Genomic DNA, 16207 nt, shown 5'->3' with positions numbered 1-16207 from the left:
TTATTCTGTTTGGCTTTAAGCCGCAACCGCTTTGCTTAGCTTTTGCGGCTTTACCAGATGTAGCCTTTGCGAATCGGCTTTCTTCACTTCCATTGAGGTAACGTTCAACGCGGCAACAGACGATAACTCGGCTGATTCTGTCAAAACGAGTTCCTTCTCCTTGTGCATCCACTCGAGGGCTTCTTGCGCCTCCTTGCGTAATTTGAACGGTCCATGAAATACAGCGTGATCGTTAAATCGTCTTACCCGAATTTGTTCTGGCCAGTTGACGACATAATAGCCGGGCACCAAGGCCTGTCCATGGCTGGAGCAATACTTTCGCTGGTAAGACTCCGCGTCGACGAGCCAGAAATCACGTATGACTGCGACAATCTCGAAAATATCGTAATCCGCATCCATAGAGTAGTTCCCCTTGTAATTGAATTAATCAAAACCGGATGCAACCTATACAGGATGATCCACAACTCAGGAAAAGCAACTCGAGGTACCCCCGACCTAGCTAAAAAGAGCATTCGATCTTAACGATCAGCCAAATCCTTTATTTTTGGGGGCACATTTGGAGGAGTGAGCTTCGCCATTGGGGTACATTAAAACGGATATTGGTGCGCGATGAAATACGCGCGTGCGCGTACGTAGGATCACGTATTCAATTCCGGCTAAGGAAATAATGGCAAGATCAGGATCAGCAAGCTCAGGACTTGAGTCAGGGGGGGAAATTGCAGGCTTTGCACAGGCGAGCCAGTTCCAGGGGATTAGTGGTGCCTGTTTTTTTTAAGATCCGGGCACGGTGAATTTCGACGGTACGATAGCTGATGCCAAGTTGCCGGGCGATTTCCTTATTGGGATGGCCCGCCACAACCAAAGACATGATTTCCATTTCGCGGGAGGTAAGACCGTATTGGCTCATACAGAGCGCTTGTTCCGCCGTCTGTTCGTGTATCTGAGTTTCGTGCTGCAGCACTGCTTGTATCCGTTCGATCAACAGGTCCCTTGGAACCGGCTTCGTCAGAAAATCGACCGCTCCCGCCTTGATCGCGCGGACCGTCATAGGAATATCACCAAAAGCGGTGAGAAAAATAATCGGCAAGTGTATTTTGCGGCGGATGAGTTCGGCTTGCAATTCGTCACCGTTCAAGCCCGGCAAGTTGATGTCGAGCAGCAGGCAGCCGGGCTGGCCCGGGCAATAGTTTTGCAGAAAGTCCTCTGCACTCTCGAAAGTCTGGTAAGCAAAACCTGCGGTTTCCATAATCAGTCCAAGACTATGGCGTACCGGATACTCGTCATCGACAATAAAAACACAGAATTGAGTGCTCATGTCACGAAAGGTAAGGTAAAGTGGACACTGATACCGATGTCTGCGTTTTGCTCAGCCCACATTTTTCCTCCGTGAGCTTCGATCAAGGCGCGGCTGATAGCCATGTCCATACCTAAACCTTGGGGTTTGGTCGTGTAGAAGGGTTGGAACATGTTTTTCAAGGTGGCGATATCCGTCACGCATTTTCCGCCGTCACGCACCGTCACCTGCGCCATGGCCGGGGTGTCATCGGTGCTATGTGTGGTTACCGTGATCGTTCCTGCGCTTATTCCACTTTCCTGCATGGATTCGAGGCCATTGCGGAACAAGTTGACCAGTACCTTTTCGAGTTGCAGACTGTTGCCCTTAACCGGCGGCAAGCCCGCTGCGAGCTCCAGTTCTATGTTAAAAGCCTCTAAATGTCCGTCCGCCTTGACTAGATCGAGTGCTTCCTGGGCCAAATAATTGATATCTATCGACTCACTGAGGGTCTCGTCTTTATGCAATACCGTCATTAATTGCCGTATAACGTCCCCGGCGCGCTGTGCTTGCTGGGCGCAAATTTCCACAAGAGGAGAGAGCTTTTCCGGATTTTGGTTGCCGGATCGCAGCATATGTAAAACCACTTCGGAATAAGATGAGATCGCAGCAAGTGGCTGGTGCAGTTCGTGAGCTATGGCGGCCGCCGTCTGGGTGACAACACATAACCGGACCGATTGCTCCATCTTATCGCGTCGCTCTCTCAATTCCTTTTGTTTCTTGTAGTCGGTAATGTCTAAATTTATTCCCAGCATACGCAAGGGGCGGTTATGTTGGTCGCGCAATAATCCGCCGCGAGAGTGAATCCAGCGGTACAAGCCATCTTTGTGACGCAGGCGGAACTCCAATTCGAAGACGGGCAGAAGGCCAGCGATATAGTTCTCAATTGCCGCCAATACCAATGCCCGGTCGTCGGGATGCAGGCGGCTTTCCCATTCTTCCCATCGGTTGAGCAATTCGTTCTCATCAAAGCCGATTTGCCGCTTCCATTCAGGCGATAAGTAGACTGTACTCGTATTCAGATCCCAGTCCCAATACCCCGCTTTCACCTCTTCGATGACAAGGGCGAGTCGCTTCTGGGCAGTGCGCAATTCTTCCTCGGCTGTCCGGCGCGCCGTGATATCCTCGCAGGAAATAATAATACCACCGATCCCTCCTACTTGATTTGTCCAAGGATAAGCGGCCCAACGCAACCAATGCCGGCTTCCGTCCGCTTGGATCCATAAGTCGTCGTCGTTTTTCAGAAACTCCCCTGCTTGTGCTTTAACATGAATCTCTCTCCACTCGGCGGAGATATCAGGATTAACCAAATAGTGGTTATGATCCGTGAGATCATCGTACCCTCGTCCAAACTCTTCGATCCAGCGTCGGCTAGTGACCAAATAGTTCATTTCACGGTCGAACATCGCAATGCTGAGGGGGGCCTGCTCGATGAAGGTCCGAAGCTGAGCTTGGCTCTTCGTTAACGAGTCTTCGAATCGTTTTAGCTCCGTAACATCCCGCAGGATGGCGGTAAACGATTTCTCGCCATTTATCTCGCACTGGGAAATGGTCGCCTCGAGAGGGAACTCTTCGCCATTGGCGCGTAGGCCCGAAATAGAAGCCGACTCACCCATTTTACGGCTGGTGACGCCGAAATTCCCGAAAGCGCGAATATGCGCGTCATGAGCGGCACGAAAGCGTTCGGGAATAAACCTTTCGATAGGTCTCCCGATGGCTTCCTCCGCCGTGCAACCGAACATTTTTTCCGCCGCCGCGTTGAATAGAGTAATACGTTGATCGGCAGCGATTGTGATAATCGCATCCAAAGCCGATTCGACAATCCCGGCATAGCGCTGCCGGCTTTCCTGTAACGCAGCAGTCGACCTCCGATGGAAACTAGTCGTGGCGATCATAACGGCAGAAACAAAGCAAAATCCAGCGTTTAAAATCAATAAATCGTAAGCGCCTGTCCTGGCTGGAAACAAAACAAGGGCATTCACTGCGATCAAGGATAAAGCCATCGCGAGAATACCCGGGTTAGGTCCTAGCCAGAAAGCGGTCTGGATAATCGCGAAAAAAAATAACAAGAACGCTACCCGTTCGCCGATCACCGGAATGGTGTGGGTCGCTATAGCGGCGATCGCGACTGCCAGCACTGCCAATCCGTAGCGCAACCCATAAGGTTGCGCGTCAAAATAAAGGATAACCGATTGAGTTTTGAATCGCGTAAAGTTCATCCGGTATTGCCGTCAATGCTTAAAATGCTCCAAAGAAATCATGAAACATAAACCATATGATAAAACATTCAACTATTAATTCCGCACTGCAAGATAAAACATAATAGCTAACCCGATACGGTCTTGGATTGATGTTAATTCAGTGTGCCGAACTCCAATGGCTGACTAAATCTTGGCATTCGGCAAGGAATTGATCCCTGTGAACACAGGGATCATGGCGACAATAAAGCATAATAGCCGCTATCTCGGAGATCGAGGAAGCCACTAAAATTGGATAGGGACAGTCTGCGTAAAACTGTCCATAAAGTTGAAAAGGCAATTCTAACAACAGCCCTTATTTCGCGGGCTATAGACGTCCACAGGGTGTCCCTATCACCCGTGTCGTCGAAGAAGACTTCGGCTTCAGCCGAGCGCTTTCAAGCCCAAGACGTCCTGCATGTCATAGAGGCCGTTCGGTTTGTCCTTCAGCCACAACGCCGCGCGCACCGCGCCGTTCGCGAAGGTCATCCGGCTGGTCGCCTTGTGGGTGATTTCGACGCGTTCGCCGTCGTCCGCAAACATCACGGTATGATCGCCGACGATGTCGCCCGCGCGAATCGTCGAAAAACCGATCGTCTTGCGCTCGCGCGCGCCGGTATGGCCCTCGCGGCCGTAGATCGCGCAGTCTTTCAGGTCGCGGTCCAGCGTCGCCGCGATCACTTCGCCCATTCTGAGCGCGGTGCCGGACGGCGCGTCGACCTTGTGGCGGTGATGCGCTTCGATGATTTCGATGTCGCTGTCGTCGCCCATCACGCGCGCGGTCATTTCGAGCAGTTTCAGCGACAGGTTCACGCCGACGCTCATGTTCGGCGACAACACGATCGCGACATCCCGGGCGGCTTGCTCGATCGTCCGTTTTTGTTCCGGCGTATAGCCTGTCGTGCCGATTACGATCTTTTTGCCGGCCGCCCGGCATTGTTCGATCAGCGTCATCGAGGTGTCGGGGCGGGTGAAGTCGATCAGAACATCGAATTTATCGAGCACCGCCGACAAGTCGTCGACCACCTGCACGCCGATCGTGCCGAGCCCCGCCAATTCGCCTGCATCCTTGCCGACCGCTGTACTTTCGGGGCGCGATACCGCGGCGGTAAATTCGGCATGGGCCGCCGCATCGGCCGCCTTGACCAAACATGAACCCATGCGGCCGGAGACGCCCGCTACTGCAATTCGAAGCATTTCGCTCATCCTGTCAATTTATCGAAAAAATTTTTCACGCCGTCCATGAACGAATGCTCCTGCGGACTGTGATGCTTGCCGCCGCCCATCAGCGATTCATTCAGCTGCGCGATCAGGTCTTTTTGTTCCTTGGTCAGATGCACCGGAGTTTCGACCTGTACCCGGCACAACAAATCGCCGACCGGGCCGCCGCGCACCGGCTTGACCCCTTTGCCGCGCAGGCGGAACAGCTTGCCGGTTTGGGTTTCGGCCGGAATTTTCAGGCTGACCTTACCGTCCAGGGTCGGCACTTCCAGGTCGCCGCCGAGGCAGGCGGTCGGGAAACTGATCGGCACTTCGCAATACAGATTGGCGCCGTCGCGGGTGAAGATCGAATGCTCCTTCACCTGAATCTGCACATACAGATCGCCCGGTGGTCCTCCCATCTCGCCGGCTTCGCCTTCGCCGGACAGGCGAATACGGTCGCCGGTATCGACGCCGGCCGGAATCTTGGCCGACAGCGTTTTGGTATCCTGCACGCGGCCCTGGCCGTAGCATTTGCCGCACGGATCCTTGATCTGCTTGCCGGTGCCGCGGCAGGTCGGGCAGGTTTGCTGCACCGCAAAGAAGCCTTGCTGCATCCGGACCTGGCCGTGGCCATGACAGGTCGAGCAGATCACCGGCGAGGAACCTTTCTTGGCGCCGCTGCCGGAACATTCGCCGCAGGTCGTCAGCACCTGCACGCGAATCTTCGCTTCGGTGCCGGCGACCGCTTCCTCGAGCGTCAACTCCAGATTGTAGCGCAGGTCGGAGCCGCGCTGCGCGCCGCCGCGTTGTCTGCCGCCGCCGAAAATATCGCCGAACATGTCGCCGAAGACGTCGCTGAAACTGTCCGGGCCGAAGCCGCCGTGACGGCCGCCGCCCATCGACGAATCGACGCCGGCATGGCCGAACTGGTCGTAGGCCGCGCGTTTTTTCGCATCGGACAGGATCTCGTAGGCTTCCTTGATCTGCTTGAATTTGGCTTCGGCCTGTTCGGGATTGTCCTTGTTGCGGTCAGGATGATACTTCATCGCCATCTTGCGATAGCTTTTCTTGATTTCTTCATCGCTGGCGTTCTTGTCCACACCGAGAAGCTTGTAATAATCTTCTTTTGCCATGTGTTGTTATTAATGGGCTTTAAACAAAATTGCAGGAACAGACAATTGCCGGTTCCTGCAAAGATTAATGACGCTAGCAAGGGGATAAGCGCTAACGCGAATCCCCCCGCGATGTGTCAGCCTTTAGCCTTTCTTGTCGTCCTTGACTTCTTCAAATTCCGCATCGACGACGCCGTCATCGGCATGGCTCGAGGCGGAATGTGCGCCGGCATGCTCGCCGCCTTCGGCTGCGCCTTTTTGCGCATAGACGCGCTCGGCCAGTTTGCCTGACAGTTCGGTCAGGTCGTTGGTCTTGCTTTCGATCTCTGACTTGCTGTCGCCTTTGCAGGCTTCTTTCAGTGCTTCGATCGCTTTTTCGATCGCGGCTTTTTCGTCGCTGCCGACCTGGTCGCCCAGTTCCTTGATCGACTTTTCGGTCGCATGGATCAGGCCGTCCGCATGGTTGCGCGCGCCGACCAGTTCGGTCAGTTTACGGTCTTCCTCGGCATGCGCTTCGGCGTCCTTGATCATGCGTTCGACTTCGGCGTCGGACAGACCGCTGGACGCCTTGATCACGATCGATTGCTTCTTGCCCGTCGCCTTGTCTTTCGCCGAGACGTTCAAGATACCGTTCGCGTCGATGTCGAAAGATACTTCGATTTGCGGAATGCCGCGCGGCGCCGGCGGAATGTCGCTCAGGTCGAAACGGCCCAGCGATTTGTTCGCGGAAGCGACTTCACGCTCGCCCTGCAACACATGCACGGTGACCGCGGTTTGGTTGTCGTCGGCGGTCGAGAACACTTGCGACGCATTGGTCGGAATCGTGGTGTTTTTCTCGATCAGCTTGGTCATCACGCCGCCCAGGGTTTCGATGCCCAGAGACAATGGAATCACGTCGAGCAGCAATACGTCCTTGACTTCGCCGCCGAGAACGCCGGCCTGGATCGCCGCGCCGAGCGCGACCGCTTCGTCAGGGTTCACGTCTTTACGCGGTTCCTTGCCGAAAATGGTCTTGACCATTTCCTGCACCTTCGGCATCCGGGTTTGGCCGCCGACCAGGATCACGTCGTCGATTTCGGAGGCTTTGAGGCCTGCGTCTTTCAGCGCGATTTCGCAAGGGCTCTTGGTCTTCAGGATCAAATCCTCGACCAGCGATTCGAGCTTCGCGCGGGTCAGTTTCACGTTCAAGTGCTTCGGCCCGGTCGCATCGGCGGTGATATACGGCAGATTCACGTCGGTTTGCTGGGATGAAGACAGCTCGATCTTGGCTTTTTCGGCCGCTTCTTTCAGACGTTGCAGAGCCAGCGGATCGTTGTGCAGATCGACGCCGCTTTCTTTCTTGAACTCGGTCGCCAGATATTCGATGATGCGTGCGTCGAAGTCTTCGCCGCCGAGGAAGGTGTCGCCGTTGGTCGACAACACTTCGAACTGGTGCTCGCCTTCGATTTCGGCGATTTCGATGATCGAAATATCGAAGGTACCGCCGCCGAGGTCATAGACCGCGATCTTGGTGTCGCCTTTCGGTTTGTCCATGCCGAAAGCCAGCGCCGATGCGGTCGGTTCGTTGATGATACGCTTGACTTCGAGGCCTGCGATACGGCCGGCGTCCTTGGTCGCCTGACGTTGGGAGTCGTTGAAGTAAGCCGGCACGGTGATCACCGCTTCTTTGACTTCTTCACCCAAATACGCTTCGGCGTCTTTTTTCAGCTTCATCAATACGCGTGCGGAGATTTCCGGCGCCGCCATTTTTTTGCCGTGTACCTCGACCCAGGCGTCGCCGTTCTCGGCTTCGACGATCTTATAGGGCACCATGTGGATGTCTTTTTGGACGACATCGTCCTTGAAACGGCGGCCGATCAGACGCTTGATCGCGAACAATGTATTCTTGGGATTGGTGACCGCCTGACGTTTGGCCGATTGGCCGACCAGGACTTCGTCGTCGCTGGTGAAGGCGATGATCGACGGCGTGGTGCGTGCGCCTTCGCTGTTTTCGATCACTTTCGCGACGCCGTTTTCGAGTACCGCGACGCAAGAGTTGGTTGTACCTAAATCGATGCCGATAATTTTAGCCATTGAATGCTCCAGACTTGAATTTGTTTATTAGGGTTGAATTTGTTCTTGTATATGGGGCCTGTTTATTCGAGTTCAAGCCTGTTCGTCGATAATCGGGGGATTCTCTACCGGTTTTTGCGGTGCCTTCGCGACCACCACCATCGCCGGACGCAGCAGGCGCCCGTTCAACAGATAGCCTTTTTGGAAGACGTTCACGACCGTATTCGGTGCGGCGCCTTCGATTTCCTGCACCATCATCGCCTGATGCTGTTCGGCATTGAAAGGCTGGCCCAGCGGGTCGATCGCTTCGATGTTGAATTTGTCGAACACCGCTTCGAACTGTTTCAAGGTCAGTTCGCTGCCTTCGCGGAATTTTTGCACTTCCGGGCTGTCGCCGGTCGCGGCCTGCAAGCCCAACACGAGGCTGTCCAGCACCGGCAACAGGGCTTTCGCGAAATTTTCCAGCGCAAATTTGTGCGCGCTTTCGAGGTCGCGCTGCGTTCTTTTACGCAGGTTATCCATCTCGGCGACCGTTCTGACCGCCTTGTCCCAATTTTCCTGCGCCTTCTTCTCGGCTTCGGCCAGTTTGACCTGCAATTGTTCTATCGTCGGCCCCTCTTGCTCGGTCTGTGCCACTTCCGGCGCTTCGTTTTCCGCAGCGGCCTGGTTTTCGGTGTTTTCCTGCGCCTCGGCCTGTACTTGGGCTTCGGCGTTTTCCTGATTGTTACTCATGCAAAAATTTTCCTGAAAAATAATTAGTCACGCGCATGGTTGCGCACCCAAATCATCATGGTTGTTATGATGGGGATGCGGATTTCGGATTCAAGGCGGCGCTCAACAATTTTGCGGTCACATCGACATACGGAATGATTTTTTCGTACGCCATCCGCGTCGGCCCGATCACCCCGAGTACGCCGACCACTTCGTCGCTGACCGAATAGGAGGCGGTAACCAGGCTGCAATGATCGAAGGCCTGATAGCCGGACTCCTCGCCGATGAAGATCTGCACGCCGTCGGCCTTCATGCATTGATCGAGCAGATGGATCACGCCCTGTTTCTGGCTGAACGCTTCGAACAGGCTCCGCAGGCGGTCGCGGTCGGACAATTCGGAAAAGCCCATCAGATTGGTTTCGCCGCTCAGCACGAAATCTTCTTTCTTGTCGTCAGGGTCGAACGCCAGTTGTGCGATCTGGATCGCATCGAGCATCAACTGGTTCATCTGTTCGCGGTCGTCCTGCAGTTCCTGCAGCACCGCATCGCGCACGGACGCCAGGCTGCGGCCCGAATAGATCGAATTCAGATAATTGGCCGCCTGCTGCAATTCGGCGGGGCTGAACAGGCGCGAGGTGTGAATGATCTTGTTATGCACTTCCTGTTCATTGGTCACGAAGATCACCAGCACGCGCGAATGCGACAAGGGCAGGAATTCGACATGGCGCAGAAACAACGTCTCGCGCTTCGGCAGGGTCACGACGCCGGCCATCTGGGTCAGTTCGGAGAGCAGCCGCGAAGCCGTGCCGAGCGCCTGACTCTGATCGTCGATCGCGGACAGGCTTTCCTGCAGGCGGTTTACTTCGCGTATTTCCAACGGTTTGACCGTCAGCAGACTGTCGACGAATAGCCGGTAACCGCTGACCGTCGGCACCCGGCCCGCGGACGTATGCGGCGAATGGATCAGACCCAGGTCTTCGAGGTCGGCCATTACGTTGCGAATCGTGGCCGGGCTCAGCTTCAAATCGGAATCTTTCGACAGCACGCGCGACCCGACAGGCTGCCCGTCGCTGATATAACGCTCGATCAGGGTCTTCAATAACTGCAACGAGCGTTCATTTAATGGATGCGGATGACTCACACTAACCTCTAACGGAAATCGTTTTTAGCACTCTATTGAGGCGAGTGCCAACAAGGCAAATTAGCAGTTAGACTGTGAGTTGTCAACCGGGATGTGCGCGCCTGCCGCTGCAACGCCTGCGGCGGTGCGGTTCGCGCTATTCTGAAAAAAGACAGGGATGGGGACTGCCGGTCTTAGGCTGAATTTCGCTGGGCGGCGCCAGCGAAATTCAGCCGATTGCCAAGAGGGTGTGAGGTTAGCCGAAAAAGATCGCCGCGCTGATCAATGCCGCGCTGACGAGGATCATCCACTGCGTGGATTGATGATTGGCTTCGATCTGCTTGCGCAGTTCCGCCAGTTCGCGGGTTTGCGCCTCGCTGGTCTGTTTCGCGTAGGCGGCATTGTCGAGCGCCTTGTACAGCAGCGACGGCACTTCGGGAAGTTGCTGGGCGAGTTCCGGGAAGTGTGCCATCAGCTGATTCAGTTTGGCTTTCGGCCCCATTCGTTCCTGGAACCATTTTTCGAGGAAGGGCTTCGCGGTTTGCCATAAATCCAGTTCCGGATAGAGCTGGCGGCCCAGGCCTTCGATGTTCAGCAAGGTTTTCTGCAACAGTACCAGCTGCGGTTGCACATGCATGTCGAAGCGGCGCGCGGTCTGGAACAGGCGCAGCAAGAGCTGGCCGAACGAGATGTCGCGCAGCGGTTTTTCGAAGATCGGTTCGCAGACGCCGCGGATCGCCGATTCGAATTCCTCGATCCGGGTCGAACTCGGTACCCAGCCCGATTCGACGTGCATCCGCGCGACCTTGCGGTAATCTCGATTGAAAAACGCCAGGAAGTTTTCGGCCAGATAATGCTGGTCGGACAACGACAAGGAACCGACGATGCCGAAATCGACCGCGATGTATTTGGCCGGCAGGTCGACGAAAATATTGCCGGGATGCATGTCGGCATGGAAAAAATTGTCTCGGAACACCTGCGTGAAGAAGATCTCGACGCCGCGCTCGGCCAGCAATTTGAAGTCGGCGCCGCCGGCCTTCAATTGTTCGATCTCGCCGACCGGGATGCCTTTGATCCTTTCCATCACCATCACCTTCTGCCGGGACAGCGGCCAATGGATTTCAGGCACATAGATGATGTCCGAGTTTTCGAAGTTGCGCCGCAGTTTGGCCGCGTTCGCCGCTTCCCGGACCAGATCGAGTTCGTCGAGCGTGGTTTTTTCGAATTCGGCGACCACTTCGAGCGCCCTGAGGCGACGCGCGTCCGACCAGAAGCGTTCGGCGAAGCGGGCCAGTTCATAGAGCAGCGCAATATCGGAATGAATGCGGTCCTCGATGTCGGGACGCAGCACCTTGACCACGACGTCTTCGCCGCTGGGCAGCCGGGCGGTGTGCACCTGCGCGACCGAGGCCGAAGCCAGCGGCGTCGGATCGAAGTCGGCGAACGCCTCGTCGATCGGCATGCCGAGTTCCTGCTCGATGATCCGGCGGGCGACCTCGTTCGGGAACGGCGGCACCCGGTCCTGCAGTTTGACCAGTTCGTCGGCGATGTCGTCCGGCAGCAGGTCCTTGCGGGTGGACAGCGCCTGGCCGAATTTGACATAGATCGGCCCGAGGTCCTCAAGCGTCTTGCGGATGCGCACGCCGCGCGGTTCGTTGCGCCTTCTGAGCCAGTAATAAGGCGACAGCGCGGCCAGGAAGCGGACAGGACGGAACAGGTGCGTTTTCAGCACGATTTCATCGAGGCCGTGAAACACCAGGACCCAATTGATATGGATCAAGCGGAATAAGATTCTAGGATTGATCACGTTCAGTTAGTCGCGGTCAGGTGAGGGCGCAGGCTCGGCATCATTCGCTTTGCGCAAGGGGCTTCCGGGTTAAGGCGGCTTCGAGGCGTTCGATTCGGCTGTTCAGACGGTCGAAATCGGCGCGCAGTTCATCGACATGGCGATAAAAAATATCGGCTTCGGGATTTGCCGGCAGATCGCGCGTTTCTTCCTGCAGAAATTCGCTCAAATTCAGTTCGAAAGATTTGATCGATTGCTTCGTCCAGCCGAAACCTTTGCGAAAAAGATTACCGATTTGATGCGCGATCACGTCGCCGGTAAATTGCGACAGTTTTTCTTCGAGATCGATGTTCAGTTTGTCGAACAAGGCCTGGAATTTGCGCCCGGTCGACACGTCGCCTTCGATCTTGACTTCGCCAGAGAACACCGAACGCATCGGCTTGGCGCTGACTCCCATCAGGCCCAATGACCACAGCGACCCTGTGATCCGGGTGTCGGGCTCTCTGGGGTAGGCATCCAGTACTTGGATCGCGTCCGTCGTCGGGCACAGATACAGCGTTTCGCCGAACGGTTCGACGGTCAGTCCGATCACCTTGCCGGCGAGCGGCGACAGCAATTCGCCGACGTCCAGGTCCAGCCTGATATAGCGGTTCAGCGCGTTTTCGAGCGCGACGGTCAACAACGGTTTGAGCGCCATCTCAGATCTTGTAGCCGCGATGCACCGCGACGATGCCTTGCGTCATGTTGTAAAACTCGCAGCGTTCGAAGCCGGCGTTTTCCATCATCGCCTTCAGTTCGGTCTGCTTCGGGTGCATCCTGATCGACTCGGCCAGGTAACGGTAGCTGTCTTCGTCCTTCGCGACGAGCTTGCCGATTTTAGGCAGCAGGCTGAACGAATAGAAGTCGTAAACCTTTTCGGTGATCGGGTCGATCGGATGCGAAAATTCGAGCACCAGGCAGCGGCCGCCGGGTTTCAGCACGCGATGCATCGAGCGTAAGGCGGCGTCCTTGTCGGTCACGTTGCGGAGGCCGAAGCCGATGATCACGCAGTCGAAGGTATTGTCCTCGAACGGCAGGCATTCGGCATTCACCTGCGCATAGTCGATGTTGCCGGACAGGCCGCGGTCGATCAGGCGGTTGCGGCCGGTGCGCAGCATTTCCGAGTTGATGTCGGCGAGCACGACCAGGCCGTCCTTGCCGACGCGTTTTTCGAGTAGTGTGGTCAAATCGCCGGTGCCGCCAGCCAGGTCGAGCACTTTTTCGCCGCTGCGGACATTGCAAAGCTGGATCGCAATCCGTTTCCAGATGCGGTGAATGCCGAGCGACATCAGGTCGTTCATGATGTCGTATTTTTCGGCGACCGAGTCGAAAACGCCGCGTACCAGTTTGACCTTGTCTTCGGTCGCGACTTCCTTGAAGCCGAAATGGGTCGTTTTGTGATGAGTCATAATTTATTGTAAATGTTGGGGTTCCAGGCGTTGGTACCCGGCTGCCTTAAGGCGTTCCAGGTAGCTGGTCCACAGGCTGTCGTATTCGGCGCCGAGTTGGTAGAGCAGGTCCCAGGTGTAAATGCCGCTGTTATGGCCGTCGCTGAACACCGGGCAGATCGCATAATTGCCGATCGGATGTATCTCCCTGATCGTGACATTTTCCTTGCCGGTCTGCAGGATTTCCTGTCCGGGCGCATGGCCTAGGGCTTCCGCGGACGGCGTGTAGACGCGCAGATATTCGCAGGGCAGCATGAAGTCCTTGCCGTCATCGAAGTGGATTTCCAGAATCCTGGAAACCTGATGCAGTTTGATTTCGGTCGGCAGCGCGTTGCAGGGGTGGGTATGGAGGCGCATAGTCAGTCAGACGAAAGGTGAAGGGGGACGCAAGACAGCAGGTTTTCGCCCGCCGCCTTGAGTCTCATGCCTACAAGATATACCGGCTCAAATCCTCGTCGTGGACGAATTCGCCCAGGTGGCGATCGACATAAGCCGCATCGATCACGACGTTCTTTTCGAGCAGGTCCGGGGCGTTGAACGAAATCTCTTCGAGCAAACGCTCCAGGATCGTATGCAGACGCCGGGCGCCGATGTTTTCGGTTTTTTCGTTGACTTCCCATCCGAGTTCGGCGATCCTTCGGATGCCGTCGGTCGCAAAGCTCAGATTGACGCCTTCGGTCGCCAAAAGCGCCGAATATTGTTCGGTCAGCGAGGCATCCGGCTCGGTCAGGATACGGAAAAAGTCGTCGGCGGACAAGGCCTCGAGTTCGACCCGGATCGGGAAACGGCCTTGCAGTTCCGGAATCAGGTCCGACGGCTTGGTCAGATGGAACGCGCCGGAGGCGATGAACAGGATATGATCGGTCTTGATCGCGCCATACTTCGTGCTGACCGTGCTGCCCTCGACGATCGGCAACAGATCGCGCTGCACGCCTTCGCGCGAGACTTCGCCGCCCGAACCGCCGCTATCGGAGCGCTTGCAGATCTTGTCGATTTCATCGAGAAACACGATGCCGTTCTGCTCGACCGCCTCGACCGCCTTCACCTTGATCTCCTCGTCGTTGACCAGGCGTGCGGCTTCCTCTTCCTGCAAGACCTTGAAGGCTTGCTTGATCTTCATCTTGCGGCTGCGCGTCCGTCCGGTGCCCATGTTCTGGAACAGGCCCTGCAACTGATTGGTCATCTCTTCCATGCCCGGAGGCGCCATGATCTCGACGCCCATCGGCGCGAGCTGCACGTCGATTTCGATGTCCTTGTCGTCGAGGTCGCCTTCGCGCAGTTTCTTGCGCATCTTTTGCCGGGTCGATTCGTGCGATTCCGAGCGCATGCCGCCGTCCGCCTCGGGCAGCAGCAGGTCGAGAATCCTGTCCTCGGCCGCGTCATACGCCTTGATCTGCACCTTTTCCATCTCGGACTGGCGCATCATCTTGACCGCGGTATCGGCCAGGTCGCGGATGATCGATTCGACGTCGCGGCCGACATAGCCGACTTCGGTGAATTTGGTCGCCTCGATCTTGATGAACGGCGCATTCGCAAGGCGTGCCAGACGGCGCGCGATTTCGGTCTTGCCGACGCCGGTCGGGCCGATCATCAGGATATTTTTCGGGGTGATTTCCTCGCGCAACGAGGCGTCGACCTGCTGCCGGCGCCAACGGTTGCGCAGCGCGATCGCGACCGAGCGTTTCGCATTCGCTTGGCCGACGATGTGCTTGTCCAGTTCGTGGACGATTTCTTTGGGGGTCATTTGGGTCATGCTTTACTCGTTCGGTTCCGCGTCCAGTTCTTCGATGCGCAAGTTGTGATTTGTATAAATGCAGATGTCGGCCGCGATCGTCAGCGCTTTTTCGACGATCTCGCGGGCGCTCAACTCGGTATTTTCGAGCAAGGCGCGCGCGGCGGCCTGCGCGAAGGCGCCGCCGGAGCCGATCGCCATCAGATCCAGTTCGGGTTCGATCACGTCGCCGTTGCCGGAGATGATCAACGAGGTTTTCGCGTCCGCGATCGTCAGCATCGCTTCCATGCGCCTGAGGGTGCGGTCGGTGCGCCAGTCTTTCGCCATTTCGACCGCCGCGCGCATCAGATGGCCGCGATGTTTTTCGAGTTTGCCTTCGAAATGCTCGAACAAGGTAAAGGCGTCCGCGGTCGAACCGGCAAAACCGGCGATCACCTTGTCATGATACAGCCGGCGCACCTTGCGGGCATTGCCTTTCATGACCGTATTGCCCAGGGTCACTTGGCCGTCTCCGCCGATCACGACCTTGTTGCCGCGGCGCACGGATAATATGGTGGTTCCTCTCAAATTCACGTTTAAAATCCAAAGTTAAAACGGTGGGGTAATGGCATCCATTTTACATGGTCTGAAGCCTGTATGCGCGAAAAAATGCCGGCAGGTCGATGCGGATTTATTAAGTCGGCATTCATGGCGCTATGCTACCATCGCCGAATCAATCATCCTGGAGGTGCCTTTATGGACGCACTGAATCAAATATCGACGACGCTGGCGTTGACGATGGGCCTGGCGTGGGCTAGCGGCATCAATCTTTATGCGACCCTCTTGACGCTCGGCTTTCTCGCGAACAGCGGTAATATCGCGCTGCCGCCGGATTTGCAGATCGTCGCGAATCCGGCCGTGATGCTCGCCGCCGGTTTGATGTATTGCGTCGAGTTCTTTGCCGATAAGACGCCGGGCGTCGATACCGGCTGGGATGCGATCCACACCTTCATCCGCATCCCGGCCGGCGCGATGCTGGCGGCCGGCGCGGTCGGCGAGCTGAACCCGGCCGTCGAACTCGCCGCCGCGATCGTCGGCGGCGGCCTCGCGGCCGGCTCGCATATGACCAAGGCCGGCAGCCGCGTGCTGATCAACACCTCGCCGGAACCGTTCAGCAACTGGATGGCGTCGATCGGCGAAGACGTGGCGGTGATCACCGGCGTCTGGGCCGCGGTCCAGCATCCGTTCTTTTTTCTGATCGCGTTGGCGCTGTTTATTGGCTTGATGATCTGGCTGTTGCCGAGGCTATGGGCCGGCATCAAGAAGGTTTTTCGGGCGATCGCGGGGTTTTTCGGGGGAGGGGCGCCGGATTCCAGTGCGAGTCCGCCTCGATAGATTCAGCGTCAACAGATTCGCGCAATATGTCCACATTTAAATCCGACTCATCGCTGCCGG

15 protein-coding genes are annotated in these 16207 nt (G+C 56.4%); 1 reads left to right on the top strand and 14 read right to left on the bottom strand.

Annotation, left to right across the window (positions count from 1 at the left end):
- Nucleotides 1-15 precede the first annotated feature (15 nt).
- The 14 genes from ACEPPP_RS01665 to hslV all read right to left on the bottom strand — a co-directional run bounded on the left by ACEPPP_RS01665 (nucleotide 16) and on the right by hslV (nucleotide 15346).
- Entirely contained in the window at nucleotides 16-399 is a 384-nt protein-coding gene (locus ACEPPP_RS01665) for a hypothetical protein (protein WP_374089329.1), read from the bottom strand.
- A gap of 304 nt (nucleotides 400-703) precedes the next feature.
- The gene (locus tag ACEPPP_RS01660; protein ID WP_374089328.1) at nucleotides 704-1315 is read right to left on the bottom strand and encodes a response regulator transcription factor; all 612 of its coding nucleotides are present in this window, start codon (nucleotides 1313-1315) and stop codon (nucleotides 704-706) included.
- Nucleotides 1312-3552: a PAS domain S-box protein gene (locus ACEPPP_RS01655; protein ID WP_374089327.1), complete on the bottom strand. Its 2241-nt coding sequence runs from the start codon at nucleotides 3550-3552 to the stop codon at nucleotides 1312-1314. Before ACEPPP_RS01655 ends, ACEPPP_RS01660 begins: the two co-directional genes overlap by 4 nt.
- A gap of 402 nt (nucleotides 3553-3954) precedes the next feature.
- Nucleotides 3955-4767 carry a 4-hydroxy-tetrahydrodipicolinate reductase gene (gene dapB, locus ACEPPP_RS01650; protein WP_374089326.1) on the bottom strand — a complete coding sequence of 271 codons (813 nt, stop codon included), beginning with the start codon at nucleotides 4765-4767 and terminating at the stop codon, nucleotides 3955-3957.
- Nucleotides 4768-4772: 5 nt separating this feature from the next.
- Entirely contained in the window at nucleotides 4773-5906 is a 1134-nt protein-coding gene (dnaJ, locus tag ACEPPP_RS01645; RefSeq protein ID WP_374089325.1) for a molecular chaperone DnaJ, read from the bottom strand.
- A gap of 123 nt (nucleotides 5907-6029) precedes the next feature.
- On the bottom strand, nucleotides 6030-7958 hold the full coding sequence (gene dnaK / locus ACEPPP_RS01640) for a molecular chaperone DnaK (RefSeq protein WP_374089324.1): 1929 nt from the start codon (nucleotides 7956-7958) through the stop codon (nucleotides 6030-6032).
- Between the two features lie 72 nt (nucleotides 7959-8030).
- Complete coding sequence (gene grpE, locus ACEPPP_RS01635) at nucleotides 8031-8669, bottom strand: nucleotide exchange factor GrpE (protein ID WP_374089323.1); 639 nt, start codon at nucleotides 8667-8669, stop codon at nucleotides 8031-8033.
- Between the two features lie 64 nt (nucleotides 8670-8733).
- Complete coding sequence (gene hrcA, locus ACEPPP_RS01630; protein WP_374089322.1) at nucleotides 8734-9789, bottom strand: heat-inducible transcriptional repressor HrcA; 1056 nt, start codon at nucleotides 9787-9789, stop codon at nucleotides 8734-8736.
- Between the two features lie 235 nt (nucleotides 9790-10024).
- Nucleotides 10025-11575, bottom strand: a complete 1551-nt coding sequence (gene ubiB, locus ACEPPP_RS01625) for a ubiquinone biosynthesis regulatory protein kinase UbiB (RefSeq protein ID WP_374089321.1) — start codon at nucleotides 11573-11575, stop codon at nucleotides 10025-10027.
- A gap of 40 nt (nucleotides 11576-11615) precedes the next feature.
- Entirely contained in the window at nucleotides 11616-12251 is a 636-nt protein-coding gene (locus ACEPPP_RS01620; RefSeq protein WP_374089320.1) for an SCP2 domain-containing protein, read from the bottom strand.
- A gap of 1 nt (nucleotide 12252) precedes the next feature.
- The gene (gene ubiE, locus ACEPPP_RS01615; RefSeq protein ID WP_374089319.1) at nucleotides 12253-13002 is read right to left on the bottom strand and encodes a bifunctional demethylmenaquinone methyltransferase/2-methoxy-6-polyprenyl-1,4-benzoquinol methylase UbiE; all 750 of its coding nucleotides are present in this window, start codon (nucleotides 13000-13002) and stop codon (nucleotides 12253-12255) included.
- Nucleotides 13003-13005: 3 nt separating this feature from the next.
- Nucleotides 13006-13398 carry a gamma-butyrobetaine hydroxylase-like domain-containing protein gene (locus ACEPPP_RS01610; protein WP_374089318.1) on the bottom strand — a complete coding sequence of 131 codons (393 nt, stop codon included), beginning with the start codon at nucleotides 13396-13398 and terminating at the stop codon, nucleotides 13006-13008.
- A 70-nt stretch (nucleotides 13399-13468) separates the two neighbouring features.
- Nucleotides 13469-14794 carry an ATP-dependent protease ATPase subunit HslU gene (hslU, locus tag ACEPPP_RS01605; RefSeq protein ID WP_374089317.1) on the bottom strand — a complete coding sequence of 442 codons (1326 nt, stop codon included), beginning with the start codon at nucleotides 14792-14794 and terminating at the stop codon, nucleotides 13469-13471.
- 3 nt (nucleotides 14795-14797) lie between these two features.
- On the bottom strand, nucleotides 14798-15346 hold the full coding sequence (hslV, locus tag ACEPPP_RS01600) for an ATP-dependent protease subunit HslV (protein ID WP_374089316.1): 549 nt from the start codon (nucleotides 15344-15346) through the stop codon (nucleotides 14798-14800).
- Between the two features lie 162 nt (nucleotides 15347-15508).
- Here hslV and ACEPPP_RS01595 point away from each other — a divergent pair, with 162 nt between their 5' ends.
- A complete protein-coding gene (locus ACEPPP_RS01595; RefSeq protein WP_374089315.1) occupies nucleotides 15509-16147 on the top strand; it encodes a DUF4126 domain-containing protein in 639 nt (212 codons plus the stop codon).
- The last annotated feature ends 60 nt before the right edge of the window (nucleotides 16148-16207 follow it).

The sequence above is a fragment of the Methylomicrobium lacus genome, from assembly GCF_041897535.1.
GTDB lineage: Bacteria > Pseudomonadota > Gammaproteobacteria > Methylococcales > Methylomonadaceae > Methylomicrobium > Methylomicrobium lacus_A.
Note: the sequence above shows the minus strand (reverse complement) of the source record. Positions and strands in the feature narration are given on the sequence as shown.